This window comes from Bifidobacterium sp. B4081 (assembly GCF_026537335.1).
In the GTDB taxonomy this organism is placed as follows: domain Bacteria; phylum Actinomycetota; class Actinomycetes; order Actinomycetales; family Bifidobacteriaceae; genus Bombiscardovia.
On sequence record NZ_JAFNMM010000003.1, the window covers coordinates 63,794 to 79,528 of the forward strand.

General features: G+C 61.6%; 14 protein-coding genes. 4 read left to right on the forward strand and 10 right to left on the reverse strand.

Going from position 1 to position 15,735, the window contains the following annotated elements; all coding sequences use genetic code 11:
• Positions 1-8 precede the first annotated feature (8 nt).
• From J3T92_RS06935 to J3T92_RS06960, 6 genes are all read right to left on the reverse strand, one after another.
• Positions 9-1,301, reverse strand: a complete 1,293-nt coding sequence (locus J3T92_RS06935) for a DivIVA domain-containing protein (protein ID WP_267400704.1) — start codon at positions 1,299-1,301, stop codon at positions 9-11.
• A 91-nt stretch (positions 1,302-1,392) separates the two neighbouring features.
• Positions 1,393-1,677 carry a YggT family protein gene (locus tag J3T92_RS06940; RefSeq protein ID WP_267400706.1) on the reverse strand — a complete coding sequence of 95 codons (285 nt, stop codon included), beginning with the start codon at positions 1,675-1,677 and terminating at the stop codon, positions 1,393-1,395.
• 41 nt (positions 1,678-1,718) lie between these two features.
• The gene (locus J3T92_RS06945; RefSeq protein ID WP_267400708.1) at positions 1,719-2,186 is read right to left on the reverse strand and encodes a cell division protein SepF; all 468 of its coding nucleotides are present in this window, start codon (positions 2,184-2,186) and stop codon (positions 1,719-1,721) included.
• 18 nt (positions 2,187-2,204) lie between these two features.
• Positions 2,205-3,377: a cell division protein FtsZ gene (gene ftsZ, locus J3T92_RS06950; protein WP_267400710.1), complete on the reverse strand. Its 1,173-nt coding sequence runs from the start codon at positions 3,375-3,377 to the stop codon at positions 2,205-2,207.
• A gap of 231 nt (positions 3,378-3,608) precedes the next feature.
• Entirely contained in the window at positions 3,609-4,787 is a 1,179-nt protein-coding gene (dusB, locus tag J3T92_RS06955) for a tRNA dihydrouridine synthase DusB (RefSeq protein WP_416378865.1), read from the reverse strand.
• Entirely contained in the window at positions 4,774-6,291 is a 1,518-nt protein-coding gene (locus tag J3T92_RS06960; RefSeq protein ID WP_267400712.1) for a glycine--tRNA ligase, read from the reverse strand. Before J3T92_RS06960 ends, dusB begins: the two co-directional genes overlap by 14 nt.
• A gap of 196 nt (positions 6,292-6,487) precedes the next feature.
• Between J3T92_RS06960 and J3T92_RS06965 the strand changes: the two genes are divergently transcribed.
• From J3T92_RS06965 to J3T92_RS06980, 4 genes are all read left to right on the forward strand, one after another.
• On the forward strand, positions 6,488-6,823 hold the full coding sequence (locus J3T92_RS06965) for an MTH1187 family thiamine-binding protein (protein ID WP_267400713.1): 336 nt from the start codon (positions 6,488-6,490) through the stop codon (positions 6,821-6,823).
• Positions 6,824-6,881: 58 nt separating this feature from the next.
• On the forward strand, positions 6,882-7,955 hold the full coding sequence (locus J3T92_RS06970) for a LacI family DNA-binding transcriptional regulator (RefSeq protein WP_267400714.1): 1,074 nt from the start codon (positions 6,882-6,884) through the stop codon (positions 7,953-7,955).
• Between the two features lie 264 nt (positions 7,956-8,219).
• Positions 8,220-9,512, forward strand: a complete 1,293-nt coding sequence (locus J3T92_RS06975) for an MFS transporter (RefSeq protein WP_267400715.1) — start codon at positions 8,220-8,222, stop codon at positions 9,510-9,512.
• A 52-nt stretch (positions 9,513-9,564) separates the two neighbouring features.
• Complete coding sequence (locus J3T92_RS06980) at positions 9,565-11,088, forward strand: glycoside hydrolase family 32 protein (protein WP_267400716.1); 1,524 nt, start codon at positions 9,565-9,567, stop codon at positions 11,086-11,088.
• 240 nt (positions 11,089-11,328) lie between these two features.
• Here the strand turns inward: J3T92_RS06980 and J3T92_RS06985 are convergent, their stop codons facing one another.
• From J3T92_RS06985 to recO, 4 genes are all read right to left on the reverse strand, one after another.
• Positions 11,329-12,525, reverse strand: a complete 1,197-nt coding sequence (locus J3T92_RS06985; protein ID WP_267400717.1) for an MFS transporter — start codon at positions 12,523-12,525, stop codon at positions 11,329-11,331.
• A gap of 88 nt (positions 12,526-12,613) precedes the next feature.
• Positions 12,614-14,044 carry an amidohydrolase gene (locus tag J3T92_RS06990; RefSeq protein WP_267400718.1) on the reverse strand — a complete coding sequence of 477 codons (1,431 nt, stop codon included), beginning with the start codon at positions 14,042-14,044 and terminating at the stop codon, positions 12,614-12,616.
• Between the two features lie 165 nt (positions 14,045-14,209).
• A complete protein-coding gene (locus tag J3T92_RS06995) occupies positions 14,210-15,004 on the reverse strand; it encodes an isoprenyl transferase (RefSeq protein WP_267400720.1) in 795 nt (264 codons plus the stop codon).
• A 3-nt stretch (positions 15,005-15,007) separates the two neighbouring features.
• Positions 15,008-15,730: a DNA repair protein RecO gene (recO, locus tag J3T92_RS07000; protein WP_267400721.1), complete on the reverse strand. Its 723-nt coding sequence runs from the start codon at positions 15,728-15,730 to the stop codon at positions 15,008-15,010.
• Positions 15,731-15,735 lie beyond the last annotated feature (5 nt).

Consider the following 15,735-nt stretch of genomic DNA (forward strand, 5'->3'; position numbering starts at 1 on the left):
CAGTGGGGCTATTCAGGCTTCTTTTCCATGGACTGGTAATTGCTGGTGTCCGAGATCTGGTTGATCAGCTGGTTGAGGAACTCGGTCAGCTTGCTGCGGTAACCCGCCTCGAACTGCTTGAGCCCCTGGATGTTCTCCTCAAGAACCTTGGACTGATCCATGAGCTTGTTCTTGACATCGGCTGCATAGCGGTCCGCTCCGTCGCGAGTGTTCTTGTCGTACTCCTGAGCCCGGGTCTGCACCTGGGTTTCGTACTCGTCGGCCTGGGTGTGCTGGCGCTTGGAATAAGCGTCAGCATCGGAACGGGTCTTGACCGAGTACTCGTCAGCCTGGGAGCGTACACGCTGTGAGTAGCCATCAGCCTCGGAGTGCACTCGCTTGGAGTACTCGTCCACCTCGGCGCGGGTCCTCTTGGAGTAGTCCTCCGCTTTCTTGACGATGTCGTCGTGCCGGGCGTGGCCCTCAGCCACCAGCTGAGAAGCGTCGGCCTTGCCCTTGTCTACGTACTGGTCGTGCAGGGTCATAGCCAGGGAGATCATGGCAGTGGCCCTCTCGGGTTCGCTGACCTCGGCGCCAGCACCAGCAATCCGCTGCAGGCTGCCCGTTTCGGTGGAGGGCTCAGACTTGGAGACCTGCTGGCGCAGCTGCTCCTCGCGCTTGTGGGACTCCTCCAGCTGCTTGTTCAGCTGCTCAGTGCGTTGTTGCTGTTCCTGAGAGGCCTTCTGGGCCTGAGCGACCTGCTGGCGAGCCGCGGCCATGCTCTGCTTGGAGGCATTGAGCTGGCTGGTCAGAGCCTGGGCCTGCTGGCGGGCCTGGTCGCGCTCCTTTTGCATGGCGGTCAGCTGGTTGGTCAGAGCCTGGGTGTTGTTGCCCGCGGCGGCCTGGGCAGTCAGCTGGTCGATCTGCGAGTTGAGCTGCTCGACCTGACGTTTGAGCTGGTCGTTCTGGGAGGCCAGGGTCTTGATCTGACTCTGGGACTCAGCCAGGAGACGCTTGGTCTGGGCATCCACGGCAGGCTGCTGGGCGGCATTACCCTGGGCCTGCTTCAGATCCCGGTTTTCTGTCTGCAGGGATTCCACCTGAGCCGTCAGGTCAGAGATCTTGGAGTTCAGCGAGGCCACGTCGGTACCCAGGGACTGGGTGGAAGCGGTGTTGCCCTGCATGGCCTGCTTGCCCAAGGCTTCAACCGTGTCGGTGACCTGATCCAGGAAGTCGTCAACCTCGTCGACGTCGTAGCCTTCCTTGAACCGCACTGTCTGGAAGGTATGCTCCCTTATGTCATTAGGCGTCAATAGAGCCATATGTTTCTCCACCTCGCTTCAGGCCAACCAGCCCGATTGTGTTCTCTTACTGCATGCTAGCACGGAGTCTGCCGTATCCGCGGTCTTGCCTTTATCCCAGCAGCACCTGGATGATAATCAGGGCGGCATAGAGCACCATGAAGGAGACGTCGAGCTGGATCCTGCCCATGGGCAGGGGCGGGATGTACCGGCGCAGCCAGCGCAGGGGCGGCTCAGTCAAGGCATAGATGACCCGAATGAGCGAGGCCAGGAAGCCGCGGGGATACCGGCGAGGCGACAGAACCATGACCCAGTCCAGAATCATCCGCACGAATAGGATGAGCAGGTAGGTTTCAATGCAGATGTCTACCAGATATCGGATAAAAGGAACAAGCATGCGTCTTTAGGCTCCTGCGGACACGGCTGCCAGAGGGTCGGTCACTGGGCGAAAAGCCCCTTGGCCGAAGAGCCTGATTCGGGCTCCTCCACCTTGATGTTGACCTGTGCAGGACTGAGCAGGAAGACCCTGGGGGTGACCCGCTCGATGGATCCACGCACCCCGAAGACCACGCCGGCTGAGAAATCGACGATCCTATAGGCCACCGACTCGGACACGCCAGTCAGGTTGAGGACCACCGGCACCCCATCCCGCAGGGCCCTGCCGACCATCTGGGCATCCTCATAGGACTTGGGATGGATGGTGGTGATGCGGTTGATCCGGCTCTGGAAGGGCGTGGACTCGGTCTCCTGGCTGCTGGACGTGGATTGCGGAGCCATGGGAGTCACAGAGTGATCGATGTCGAAGCCATCGCTGGCCTCTTCATCGTCGGCCAGGTCGTCGTCATCGTCGTCCACGACATCCGACATGCCGAAAAAGGACATTGCGTTCTTCATCAATCCTGCCATACCTGCTCCTTCGCCTGATTACCGCAGAAAGTCAGGGATATCCAGATATCCCGGGTCGGAGGTGCCGTCATCGCCGGAGGCAGGGGGCACCACATCGTGTTCGGAGGTCTCATCGGACTCCGCCTGGACAGACGGGGTCGTCAGTGGCTGCTGGGGCTCCTGGACCGGAGTGGCCGCCGCAGGTGTGGTGGTCGCGTCCACTGCAGGGGCCGGAGTCTCATCTTTCTTTGGGGTGGGATCGAATCCGGCGGCGATGACCGTGACCCGCACCTCGTCCCCGTAAGCGTCGTCCAGGGCCAGGCCCCAGATGATCTGCGCCTCGGGATGGATGGCATCCTGGACCAGCTGGGCGGCTGCAGATGCCTCCTGCATGCTCAGGTCGGTGGGGCCGGCCACGTTGATCAGGGCCCCATGGGCACCTTCGATGCTCTCCTCCAAGAGCGGAGAGGAGATGGCGATCTCGGCGGCCTGGGTGGCTCGATCCTCGCCTCTGGCTGCGCCGATGCCGAAGAGGGCTGTGCCGGCGTCCTTCAAGATGGCGGTGACATCGGAGAAGTCCACGTGAATGTAAGAGTTCATGGTGATTAGGTCGGTGATGCCCTGAACGCCGGCCAGCAGGGCCGTGTCGGCTGTCTTGAAGGCATCCATGACCGAGACCGTGCGATCCGAGAGGTCCAGAAGCCGGTCATTAGGGATAACGATGAGGGCATCGACCTCCTTGCGCAGGTTCTCGATGCCCGATTCGGCGGAAGCGGAGCGCCTGGGCCCCTCAAAGGTGAAGGGACGGGTGACCACGGCGATGGTGAGCGCGCCTTGCTGACGGGCTGCACGCGCAACCAGGGGGCTGGCACCGGTGCCTGTGCCGCCGCCCTCCCCTGCAGTGACGAAGACCATATCGGCGCCCTTGAGGACCTCTTCGATGTCGGACTGATGATCCTGGGCAGCCTTGGCGCCCTTCTCCGGATCAGCTCCGGCTCCCAGGCCGCGGCTGTTCGCATCAGAAAGGGAGATCTTCACATCGGCTTCTGAGCGCAGGAGATCCTTGGCATCGGTATTGATGGCCACAAACTCGACATTCTGCAGACCTTCGGCAATCATGCGATTGACAGCATTGCCACCGGCTCCACCAACACCAACGACCTTGATGTTGGTCTTGTCATTGAAATTGTCATTCTGGGCAATCTCGCTCACAGTATGCTCCCGTCACTCACGTTACGCTCAACTCTAGCGCAGATCATATACGCCAACACGCATTTGCCCACAGGCGTTCCGACCCTCCCTGACGGCCGTGGGCCTAGGGTCCGGGAGGTCAGAGCCAACCGCCCCAGCCTTCCGAAAGAACCTCCACGCCGTTCTGTCCGTATTCTAAACCCTGATTCTAGACCCGGATGCGCATGGTTGGTGACGGGAATATTTCCAGCTTCAGTAGGAGGCATCCATAGGGTCGTTGCCGAAGAGCGTTTCGCGCTCCTGATGAGTGGTGGTCCGAGAATCCAGCCAGCCATAGGGCAGGCGGACCTTCTTGGCATAGCGAACCCGACCCCGAGGCTTGCCGGCCACGGCCTGCGGATAGGGCATGTCCTTGTCCAGGTCAGCGATGCAGCGGTCCATATCCTCCAGGCTCTCGCAGGCCATGAAGTCGCGGCGCACCTGGCCGCCCACGGCGAAGCCCTTCAAATACCAAGCCACGTGTTTGCGCATATCATGGACCGCCATACGCTCGTTGCCGTCGTAGAACTCGACCAGGAGTCGGGCATGGCGGGCCACGATAGCCCCAACCTGGCCCAAAGTGGGCTCCTGCCGCTCCGGGGAGCCGGCTAAGGCTGCCGCTATGTCGGCAAAGAGCCATGGACGGCCCTGACAGCCCCGGCCAATGGCCACGCCTGCACAGCCGGTCTGAGCGAACATGTCCAGGGCATCCTCGGCGGTCCAGATGTCGCCGTTGCCGAAGACAGGGATGTCTATGGCCTGGGCAAGCTCGGCGATCCGGTCCCAGTCGGCATGGCCGCCATAGTATTCAGCTGTAGTTCTGGCGTGCAGGGTGACGGCGGCGCAGCCTTCCTCCTGGGCGATGTGGGCCGCCTCCATGAAGGTCTCGTGCTGATGATCGATGCCCACCCGGATTTTTGCAGTGACGGGGATTCCGGCAGGCGAACAGACAGCGACAACACGATGGACCAGTTCAGCAAAGAGGTCAGTCTTCCAGGGCAGGGCGGACCCGCCGCCATGCCTGGTGACCTTGGGGACCGGACAGCCGAAGTTCATGTCGATATGATCGGCCCACCCTGCATCGACCACCATCCGGGTGGCCTGCTCCATAATCTGCGGGTCTACCCCGTACAGCTGCAGGGAGCGCACCTTTTCCTGAGGGGCGAAGCGACAGAGCCTGAATGCCTTGGGATTGCGCGCCACCAGGGCCCGGGCCGTCACCATCTCCCCCACATACAGTCCATCGGGTCCGTACTCGCGGCAGAGCAGACGGAAGGGCCAGTTGGTCACGCCCGCCATGGGCGAAAGCATGACCGGCACAGGCACGGTTATCGGGCCCAGCTGCACCGAAGCAACCTTCGGGGTCGGGCGATCAGCCTCAGTACCGGCCACCGGCCTCGGCCACCTTGATGGGTTCGCTCTCGTCCGTGCCCGGCTCGCTGGCCAGGTCCGTGTAGCCGTCAGCGGCACGTGAGCCGGTCAGGTCGGATGGGCCCATGGGGTAACGCACCCGCTGCTCGCCAACGACCCGGCGCACATAGTCCTCCACCTGGTCCAGGGCCACGCGGTCCTGCTGCATGGAGTCGCGGTTGCGGATGGTGACCGCTTTGTCGTCCAGGGTGTCGAAGTCCACGGTGATGCACAGGGGGGTGCCGATCTCGTCCTGGCGACGGTAGCGGCGTCCGATGGCGCCGGACTCGTCGTAGTCCACCATCCACTCGTTCTGGCGCAGGTCGGCGGCCAGGTCATGGGCAATCCGCTGCAGATCGGGCTTCTTGGACAGGGGCAGGACGGCAGCCTTGACCGGGGCCAGCCTCGGGTCCAGACGCAACACGGTGCGCCGGTCGACCCCGCCCTTGGTGTTAGGAGCCTCGTCCACGTCATAGGCATCCACCAGGAAGGCCATCAGCGAGCGCGTCAGACCGGCCGCAGGCTCGATCACGTAGGGGATGTAGCGTTCCCCGCTGGCCTGGTCGTAGTAGCTCAGATCCTCGCCCGAGTGCTCGGCATGGGCCTTGAGGTCGTAGTCGGTGCGGTTGGCCACACCCTCCAGCTCACCCCACTCGGAGCCCTGGAAGCCGAACCGGTACTCAATATCCACAGTCCGCTTGGAATAGTGGGCCAGCTTTTCTTTGGGGTGTTCGTAGTGGCGCAGGTTCTCGGGCTTGACGCCCAGATCCACGTACCAGCGGGTTCTGGCGTCGATCCAGTACTGATGCCATTGTTCGTCGGTGCCGGGGTGAACGAAGAACTCCATCTCCATCTGCTCAAACTCCCGGGTACGGAAGATGAAATTGCAGGGCGTTATCTCGTTGCGGAAGCTCTTGCCCATGTTGGCGATGCCGAAGGGGGGCTTGGAGCGGGAGGAGGCCATGACGGACTTGAAGTCCACAAAAATGCCCTGGGCGGTCTCGGGACGCAGATAATGCAGGCTCTTCTCGTCCTGGACGGGTCCCAGGTGGGTCTGCAGCATCATGTTGAAATCGCGCGGCTCGGTCCACTGTCCCTTGGTGCCGCAGTCCGGGCAGGGAATGTCCTTGAGACCATTTTCCGGATCGTGGCCGTGCTTCTCGACGTAGGCCTCCTCCAGGGTGTCGGCCCGGTGCCGCTTGTGGCAGTTCAGGCACTCGATCAGGGGGTCATTGAAGACGGACACGTGGCCCGAGGCCTCCCAGACCGCCGTGGGCAGGATGACCGAAGTGTCCACGCCAACCACGTCGTCGCGGGTGACCACCATGGTCCGCCACCACTCACGCTTGATGTTGTCCTTGAGGGCCACGCCCAGGGGTCCGTAATCCCAGGCCGAGCGAGTGCCGCCGTAGATCTCCCCTGCGGGAAAGACGAATCCCCGGCGCTTGGCCAGGGAGATGACCTCATCCAGTTTCGATACTGCCACTGATCACACCTTCTGCTTGGGAACCCCTCCTGGGGGCATACGACCTGATGACCGGCCTCCAGCATACCTTCGGCTGGTGACCTGTCAGCGTAGAGGCCTACCATCGAGACAGGTGCGGGAGGCCGCGCAGGTGGCCGCAGGGGACACCGGGCATCCTGCCTACGAACACACCAATCGATGTGGGAAGGTTCCCGATATGCCCGACATAAACGATTCATCCTACATGAATACCGTAGCCGAGGTCACGATCGCACCCTCAGGTCAGGGTGAAGAGCTGTCCACCTACGTGGCCCAGGTCATCAAGGTCATCAGGGATTCGGGACTGCCTAACCAGACCAATGCCATGAGCACCGTCGTCGAGGGAGATCTGCATCGGGTCATGGAGGTCGTGGAAGAAGCTGCACGGGTCCTGGCCGAACAGGGGTATCGGACCGGCGTCAGCCTCAGGCTGGACATCCGTCCCGGCAAGCGGGATCAGATTCACGAGAAGGTGGAGCGAGTCAACCGGATTCTAGGCGGGGAAAACCGCTGAAACCCTACCACTCAAGATCAGCCGGGCTGAAATCGCCTGAGCAAGTTAAGGTGTGCCCATGATCACGATGAAGCAGATCGCCGAACGCACAGGCGTATCCGTCTCCACAGTCTCTCTGGTGCTCAACGGCCATGACGAGGGCAGAGTCAAGTCGGAGACTGCACGGAGGGTGCGCAGTACAGCCAAGACCTTAGGCTATCGGCCCAATCCCATGGCCCGGTCGTTGCGCACCAGCAAGACCGGCATGCTGGGCTTCATCAGCGAAGAGGTGGCCACCACGCCCTACGCTGGCGCCATCATTCAGGGTGCGCAGGATGCGGCCGCTGAGCGTGGCTATGTGCTTCTCACTGTCTCCACCGATGGGGGCATCCGGGAAGCCGAGCAGATCCAGGCTCTGAAGCGCTATGGGGTGGACGGATTCCTCTTCGCCAAGATGTACGACCAGGATGTTGACCTGCCACAGTCTCTGCGCTCCTGCCCCGCCGTGGTGGTCAACGCGACGGAGCGGGCCAGCCGCTGTCCGAGCATAGCCCCTGACGAGTTTCTGATTGGCTACGATGCCACCCGCCACCTGATCGAATCAGGCTGCCATCGGGTAGCCTACCTGGGCACCACACAGGATTTGCCGGCGCAAGAAGACAGAATGCGCGGATATCACACAGCCCTCAAGGAAGCCGGCCTGCCTACAAGCCAGACCTTGATCCGACTGGTCGGATTCAACCAGGATGCCATGGATCAGGCGGACGACCTGGTGGACGAACAGCACCCCGATGGGGTCTTCTGCTTCAATGATTCACGTTCGTTCTACCTCTACCAGGCCGCCGCAACCCGCCATCTGGTCATCGGCAGGGACCTCAATCTGGTGGGCGTGGACAACCACCAGGTCGTCGCTGAAACCACGGCACCCCCCTTGACTACAGTTGAACTGCCTCACTACGAGATGGGCTTCTGGGCAGTGCGACGGCTGCTGGCGCAAATCAATCCCCGTCGCGTTGCCCTGCCCTTGCCCAAAACCCGTGCCGTCCTGCCGCCGCTTGATCAGGCTGGCGGAGTGCGCATTCATTGCGCCCTTATTCGCAAGGGCTCCACCCGCCTCGACACCGCCTCGGATCCGGTCCCAGCCAATCCCTAAAGCCAGAGTCACACCTCCCCCTTCCCTGTCGCAAGATGGTGAGCCAAGGCCGGATTCTGGCTGGCTTGGCGCCAGTCGCCAATCAGTCAACATCCCCTGCCAGTTGCCCATCGTGTCCGATGGGAAGGCACAACAATCGTCAATCGTTTGACGTAAATCGATTGACGGCTTACTATACCTACCAGGTCCGCTCTGCACACAGGAAGTGCATCGGACTGGGAGGCACTGCGGGGAAGCGGTGCACGACAAGGAAAGAGGGGCAGCATGGCCGCCAAATTATCGGCGTGGAGGAATCCATCATATTTGGAATCCTCTACCGGAATATTCTTCTTCTTCTGCGCCTGGGGCATCTGGTGGTCTTTCTACTCGCCCTGGCTGATCAACGGCCTCGGTATGACCAACACCCAGGTTGGTAAAATCTACTCCATCAACTCCGTGGGCACACTGATAATAATGTTTGTCTACGGGGTCATTCAGGACGAACTGGGAGTCAAGCGCCGTCTAGCCATCTTCATCGCTGCCATCGCCGCCCTGGTGGGGCCCTTCGTCCAATTCATCTATGCGCCGCTCATGCGCACCAACATAATGCTGGGCGCCATGCTTGGCGCAGTGGTCCTCTCTGCCGGCTTCATGTCAGGTTGCTCCTTGATCGAGGCCATCACCGAGCGCTACTCTCGCAAGTTCGGCTTCGAGTACGGACAGTCCCGGGCCTGGGGCTCCTTCGGCTACGCCCTTGTGGCCCTAATTGCCGGGTTTGCTTTCAACATCAACCCGATGATCAACTTCTGGCTGGGATCCGCCTTCGGCGCCTGCATGCTGCTGGTCTATGCTTTCTGGATCCCCGATGAGCAGCGCGAGGAAATCATGCGGGAGTCCACCCCCGAGGGCGAAAAGTCCCAGCCCTCCCTGCGCGACATAATCCTCGTTCTGGGCATGCCCGCCCTATGGCTCCTGATTGTCTTCATGATCTTCACCAACACTTTCTACACGGTCTTCGACCAGCAGATGTTCCCCAACTACTATGCCAACCTCTTCTCAACCCCGGAGCAGGGGCACGAGATCTATGGCATTCTCAACTCCTTCCAGGTCTTCCTGGAATCGGCCATGATGGGCGTCGTCCCCGTCATCATGCGCAAGATCGGCGTCCGCAACTCCCTGCTGCTGGGCGCTACGGTCATGTTTGCCAGAATCGGACTGTGCGGCTTCTTCCACGACCCGGTCATGGTCTCCATCGTCAAGCTCTTCCACTCCATCGAAGTCCCGCTCTTCAGCCTGCCGGCCTTCCGCTACTTCACACTGCACTTCAACCCCAAGCTGTCCGCCACCCTTTACATGGTGGGCTTCCAGATTGCCTCCCAAGTCGGCCAGGCGGCCCTGTCCACCCCCCTGGGCATGCTCCACGATCGCGCCGGTGACCGGGTCACTTTCTACACCATTTCATTGGTGGTGCTGGTCGCCCTGATTTACGGCACCTTCGTGCTCAAGCGCGACGACCAGCAGGTCGACGGCGATCCCTTCATCAGGGATTCCCGGAAGTCCGCCGTGACCCAAGGCTGATTCCCCACGTCAATCATAATCAGCACCCCTCCAACCCCGAAAGGATTCAAGGATGAACCAGTCAGCAACCAAGGAAAACGCCGATATGAACGCCCAGCTGGACAAGGCCCAGAAGAGCATCGATCGGCTCTTCACCACCCGCAATGACCGCTGGTATCCCCAGTGCCACATCGCTTCCAAGGCCGGATGGATCAACGACCCCAACGGCCTGAGCTACTACAAGGGACGCTATCATGCCTACTTCCAGCTCAACCCCTACGGGAGCGAGTGGGGAAACATGCACTGGGGGCATGTGTCCAGCGCCGACCTGGTCACCTGGCGGCGCGAGCCCCTGGCCATGGCGCCCACCCTGGAGGTCGAGAAGGACGGGGTCTTCTCCGGATCGGCCGTGGTGGGCGACGACGGCCGTCTGACCATCTACTACACCGGTCACCGCTGGCGCAATGGGGTCAACGATGATGACGGCAACCTCCAGGAGCAGTGCATGGCCGTCTCCTCCGACGGTATCCACTTCGAAAAGAAGGGTGTCGTGGTCCCCTGCCCCGACGACAAGATCCTGCACTTCCGTGACCCCAAGGTGTGGAAGATGGGCGGGCTCTGGTACATGGTCTTCGGAGTCAGCACCCCAGCCCACCGGGGCGAGATCTGGATGTATACCTCCAATGACATGGAGCACTGGACCTTCGACCGGGTGATCTATCGGCACCCCGACCCCGAGGTCTTCATGCTGGAATGCCCCGATATGTTCCCCCTGGAGGACAAGTGGGTGATCTGCTACTCGGCCATGGGCTTGAAACCCCATGGATTCGAAGCCCGCAACCACAACAACGCCGGCTATGTAATCGGCAGCTGGCAGCCCGGCGGCGACTTCCATCAGGAGACCGAATTCCACCTCTGGGATGACGGCCACAACTTCTATGCCCCGCAGACCTTCCAGGCTCCTGACGGCCGTCGGCTGGTATTCGGCTGGATGAGTCCCTTCACCGAGCCCATCCCCATGCAGGAGGATGGCTGGTGCGGCCAGTTCACCGTACCCCGCGAGGTCACCCTGGCCGGTGATCATCTGCGCTGCTTGCCCATACGCGAGTTCTCCAACCTGGACCAGGACCAGCAGGACTTCGGCCCCATCGAGCTGAAGGTCAACGGCAGCCAGGATCTGTTGGACGACGCGCAGACCGCCGACATCACTATGGAAATTGACCTGGCCAAGTCCCAGGCCGAGCGCATCGGTCTGGAGATTCACCGAACCCAGTCAGGCGATCATACGCTGGTCTGCTATGACGACCAGCTGGACCGCGTGGTGCTGGACCGCCACTGCAACACCTACGGGGATCGGGGTTACCGCACAGCACCCGTCGACAAGTCCTCGGGCAAACTCAAACTGCGTATCATCGTGGACCGGGGCTCGATCGAGGTCATCATCAACGACGGGCTGGAGATCATGTCCTCCTACTCCTTCCCCGCCGAAGGACCCCGCGGCATCCGCCTGATCGCCGAGTCCGGCGAGGGCCAGGCCCTGATCGACTCCCTCTCCATCGCCAGACTGGGCACCATCTGGGAAGAGCCGGATCGCTGATCCGACTGTCCTAGTCGGCACAGGAAAGGCCCGCCCCCTGAATTACTCAGGGGGCGGGCCTTTTACTTGGTAAGCATCGCCTTCAAGTATCCGTGGTGAGCACCAAAGAATCGAAGATCCCAGAAGAGGTACTGACTTTTTGACACTGACTCCCTGCCATGGACCAGCGGCCATGACTGCGCCACAGCCGCCTAATCTTCGAGACCAGAAACCATTGATGTGGCCGATCCGGCCCAGGCTTTACTTGCCGACCTTGACCAGCAGAGCCATCAACCCTGAGACAATGGCCGCCGCACCCATGAAGAGGAAGGCTCCGACGAAGGAACCGCCGGCCGCCTTGACCAGATAGCCGATGATCATGGGGGCCAGGAATCCGCCCAGGGTGCCGCCGGTGTTGATGATGCCGATGGCGGAGCCGATGATATGCGGGTCCATGATCTTGTGGGGCCAGGTGAAGATGCCGGTGAAGGCCACCACGGAGACGCAGGATACCAGGATCAGCAGCAGGAGGGAGAGCCAGATGTTGCGCGAGAAGACGAAGCATACGACCAGGACGGCGCTGATCACCCCGGCACCCAGGATGGCCAACTTCTCCCTGCCCAGGAAGAGCTTCGAGAGCAACTGACCGGCGTAGATGGTGGCAACGGTCGTGAAGACCGCATTGACCGCCAGCAGGATGCCTGCCTGGCCGATCGAGAGCCCGAAGGTATTCTTGATGAAGGTGGGCATCCAGGAGATATTGCCATACAGGAGGATGTTCAGCAGCAGCATGGCCACGAAGAGGACCAGCACGTTCCGATTCTTCAGAACCTCGAGGAACCCTGCCCCCTTGGCTCCGGGCTTCTGGTCAGCCTCGGGCTGGCGGGGCTTGGATGGCACGAAGATCAGGATGCAGACAAAGGCCAGCAGGTAGAGGGTGCCCAGCACAGCGTATGCCAAGTGCCAGTTGATGGCGACCAGGTTGGCGCCCAGGACGAAGGCCAGGATGCCGCCGATGCCCGAGGTCGACAGGATCAGGGACTGGACGAAGGTGCGCCGTTCCTGGGGGAAGTTCTCCGCGATCGACTTGGAGCAGGAGGGCGGATAGCCACCGTGGCCCATGCCAGCGAAGAACCGGACGATGATGAAGAAGGCCAGACCATTGGCCAGGCCGAACAGATAACTGAACAGACCGATGATGATCATGGAGGCCATCAGCACACGCTTGGCCCCAAGCCGGTCGGCCAGCCAGCCGCTGGGAATCTGCATGAGCGAGTATCCCAGGAAGAAGGCCGACATGATGATGCCTGTCTGCCCCGAGTCAAGGTGGAACTGCTCGGAGATGGGGATGATGGCGGTCGAGATCATGTTCTTGTCCATGTACACGATCGAGTAACCGGCCATCAGGGAAAAGATCAGCGTTCCGCTCGCCGTTTTTGAGGATTGCTTGATTGCCATTGGTCTGTCATCCTTCAGTCGAAGCCAACCGCCGCAGGGCGATTCGATCCACAGGGATCACAGGGCCCGGCGGCAGCCGAATAGCAAGTCAGTGAGGCATCACATCGTCAGGGATGACAACCTTGTACTCCTGGCCGGCGAATGTCTTGCTGAAGTCCTCCTTGGCGGCCTTTACCAGGTCCGGGTTGGTAAACGCATCATAAGCGGTCAAAGCCAGGGTCTTGCCCGCCGCAAGCAGACCCTTGTGGGCCACCGAGGACTTGCCGTTGGCCGCCCATTGCCAGGAGTGTGGTGAGGTTCCCTGGGGCTCGAACCCGCCGCTGAACTGGGCGGTGGGCGTCTGCCAACTGACATCGCCAACGTCGGTGGACCCCGATGCCGTATCGGTGAAGGCCAGCGGATACTTCTTCAGGGCCATGGTGGACTCGGCCATCTTCCGGACTTCCTCCTCCGGAAGATCCGGGAAGGCTGCCTTGGTGCGGCTGAGCACCCTCTGCTTGCCGGCCTCGGAAACCGTGTCGGTGTAACGGCGTTCGTAGTCCAACTCCTGCTGGTCCAGGGGCAGGGGGCCGACGACGTCCAAGTTCCTGTCTATGGCCTCGGTCAGCGGATGGTTGGGAATGAAGTTGTAGCAGGCCGCGTCGAACTCCTCCTTGACCTGTGTCTCGGTCATCAGGGCCGCACCCTGGGCGATCTTCACCACACGCTTGAACAGATCCTGAGCCTGATCCATCCTGGGGGCACGTACGAAGTAGTAAAGACGGGCGTGGGACTGCACCACATTGGCCGACTCGCCGCCTGCGTCGATAAAGGCGTAGTGCACACGGGCCTCATCGATCATGTGCTCACGCAGGAATTGCACCCCCACGTTCATCAGCTCCGCAGCATCCAGGGCGCTCCGGCCCAGCTCAGGGGCCGCAGCCGCGTGCGCTGGCACGCCGGTGAAGTCGAAGTAGGCCTGCAGGACTGCCAGGCTGGAGGAGCCCCAGGCCTGGGTCACATCCGAGGGATGCCAGGACAGGGCCAGGTCCAGCCCGTCGAAAACCCCGTCCCTGGCCATGAAGGCCTTGCCATAGCCCGACTCCTCAGCAGGGCAGCCGAAGACCTTGATGGTCCCCTTGAGCCCCTTCTCCTCCATGAAGGTCTTAATCCCGACCCCGGCCGCGACGGCTGCCATACCCAGAATGTTGTGGCCGCAGCCTTGCCCGTTGCCGCCTTCGACCAAGGGCTTGTGTTCACCCAAATCAGCCACCTGGCTGAGGCCTCCCAAGGCATCGTATTCGCCAGTGATGCCAATCACCGGACGGCCCGAGCCCCAGGTCGCCACGTAGGCATAGTCCATATGACCCACGCCCCTCTCGATGCCAAAGCCTTCCTGCTCCAACACCTTGTAGTGCTGCTGGACCGACTCCTTCACGGCAAACCTGGTCTCGGGGGTACCCCAAATATGGTCGGCGGCCTCAATGAACTCCTGTGACTTATCTTCGATGATCTGCATGATGCGTTGCTTGTCGTCCATGCCTGTCGCTCCTTCGCTTCGTTTGCTGCCCTGATTCCCACAGCGGCTATGGCTTGCTTCGCTGTGATAAGACACATACTACCTTTCAAGGGCATTGCGAGAGTGCTCAGACATGTAAATTCGGACGACCATGGCTGGCTTCACATCATGGGAGGGACAGTTTTCTCAGCCATTCTCCACGCCGCCGAAGCGCCTGTCCCTGTGAATGTAATCGTCGATGGCCCGCCAGAGCACCTCGCGCCCGCAGTCAGGAAAGAGCTCAGGCACGAATTCCAGCTCCGCATATGCCGCCTGCCAGGGCAGAAAGTTGGAGGTGCGCTGCTCCCCCGAGGTGCGCAGAACCAGGTCGCAGTCCGGTATGTCGGGGTTGTAGAGGTGCTGGGCGATCATCTTTTCAGTCACCTTGGAGCCCTTGATTTGCCCGGCCGCCACCTCCCGGGCGATGTCAGTGGCTGCATCGGCAAGCTCAGCCCTGCCCCCGTAGTTGATGCAGAAGATCACATCAATCTTGGTGTTGTGGCGGGTGCGCTCCATGGCCGCCTCCAGCTCGTCAATGACCGACTTCCAGAGCCGGGGCCTACGACCCGCCCAGCGCACGCGCACTCCCCAGTCGTCCATCTGGGCCACTCGCCGATGGATGATGTCCCTGGAGAAGCCCATCAGAAAGCGGACCTCAGCCGGCGAGCGTTTCCAGTTCTCCGTGGAGAAGGTGTACAGGCTCAGGTAGCGGACCCCAGCCTCAATGGCCCCGGCTATGGTGTCGAAGACCACCGGCTCGGCAGCCCGGTGACCCTGGGTGCGCTCCATGCCCCTCTGCTTGGCCCAGCGGCCATTGCCGTCCATGATCACACCCAGATGACGAGGGACTGAACCCTTGGGGAACTGCGGGATACGCGCGGGATCGGAGAAGGGGGCTGCAGGCACATCCAGGGAGGTGTAGTCGACGGGGTCAAAACTCATGCTTCACGAATCTAATAGCCGCAGAGATCTGATGGGCCGCTCCAGATAATATTCGCCCCATTTCTCGACAAGACCATCGCAGAGGGGAGTTGAGCCCCTGCCGTCCAGCTTGGGCCAGTCCCCGCTGTTCAACGCCCGGAAGCGGGCCAGGGTGGCTGGATCTACCGCCACAGCGTCAGTAGGCCTGTCCCGACTGCAGACCATTCCGCCGCCGGGCACCGAAAAGTGGGTCAGCTGATCGGTCCGCCCGCAGACGATGCAGGAATCCAGCCGGGGCCGCCAGCCAGCCAGCGCCAGGGAGCGCAGCAGATATGAGGCGCCGATGTCACGGGGGTCATGCCGGTGACCTGCCAGACTGGCCAAGGCGGAGACCAGCAGACGGTATTGCTCCGGAGCCGGCTCGTGCTCGCCCACCACCAGCTTGTCGGCGGTCTCAAGCATGACACCCCCGTTGGCGTAGAGGTCATAGTCGGCGCATATGGCATCCGCATAGGGAGCCGTGCAGGCCGCCTGGGATACGATGTCCAAGTTGCGGCCGCGGGAGATGAGCAGGTCGTCACGCATGAATGGCTCCAGCCGGGCGCCGAAGCGGGACTTGGTCCGTCGCACCCCTTTGGCTACGGCCCTGACCTTGCCGTGTCCCCTGGTCAGAATGGTGACAATTCGGTCGGCCTCGCCCAATTTGACCGTTCTCAGGACCAGGCCCTCGTCACGATAGATGGCCACGACAG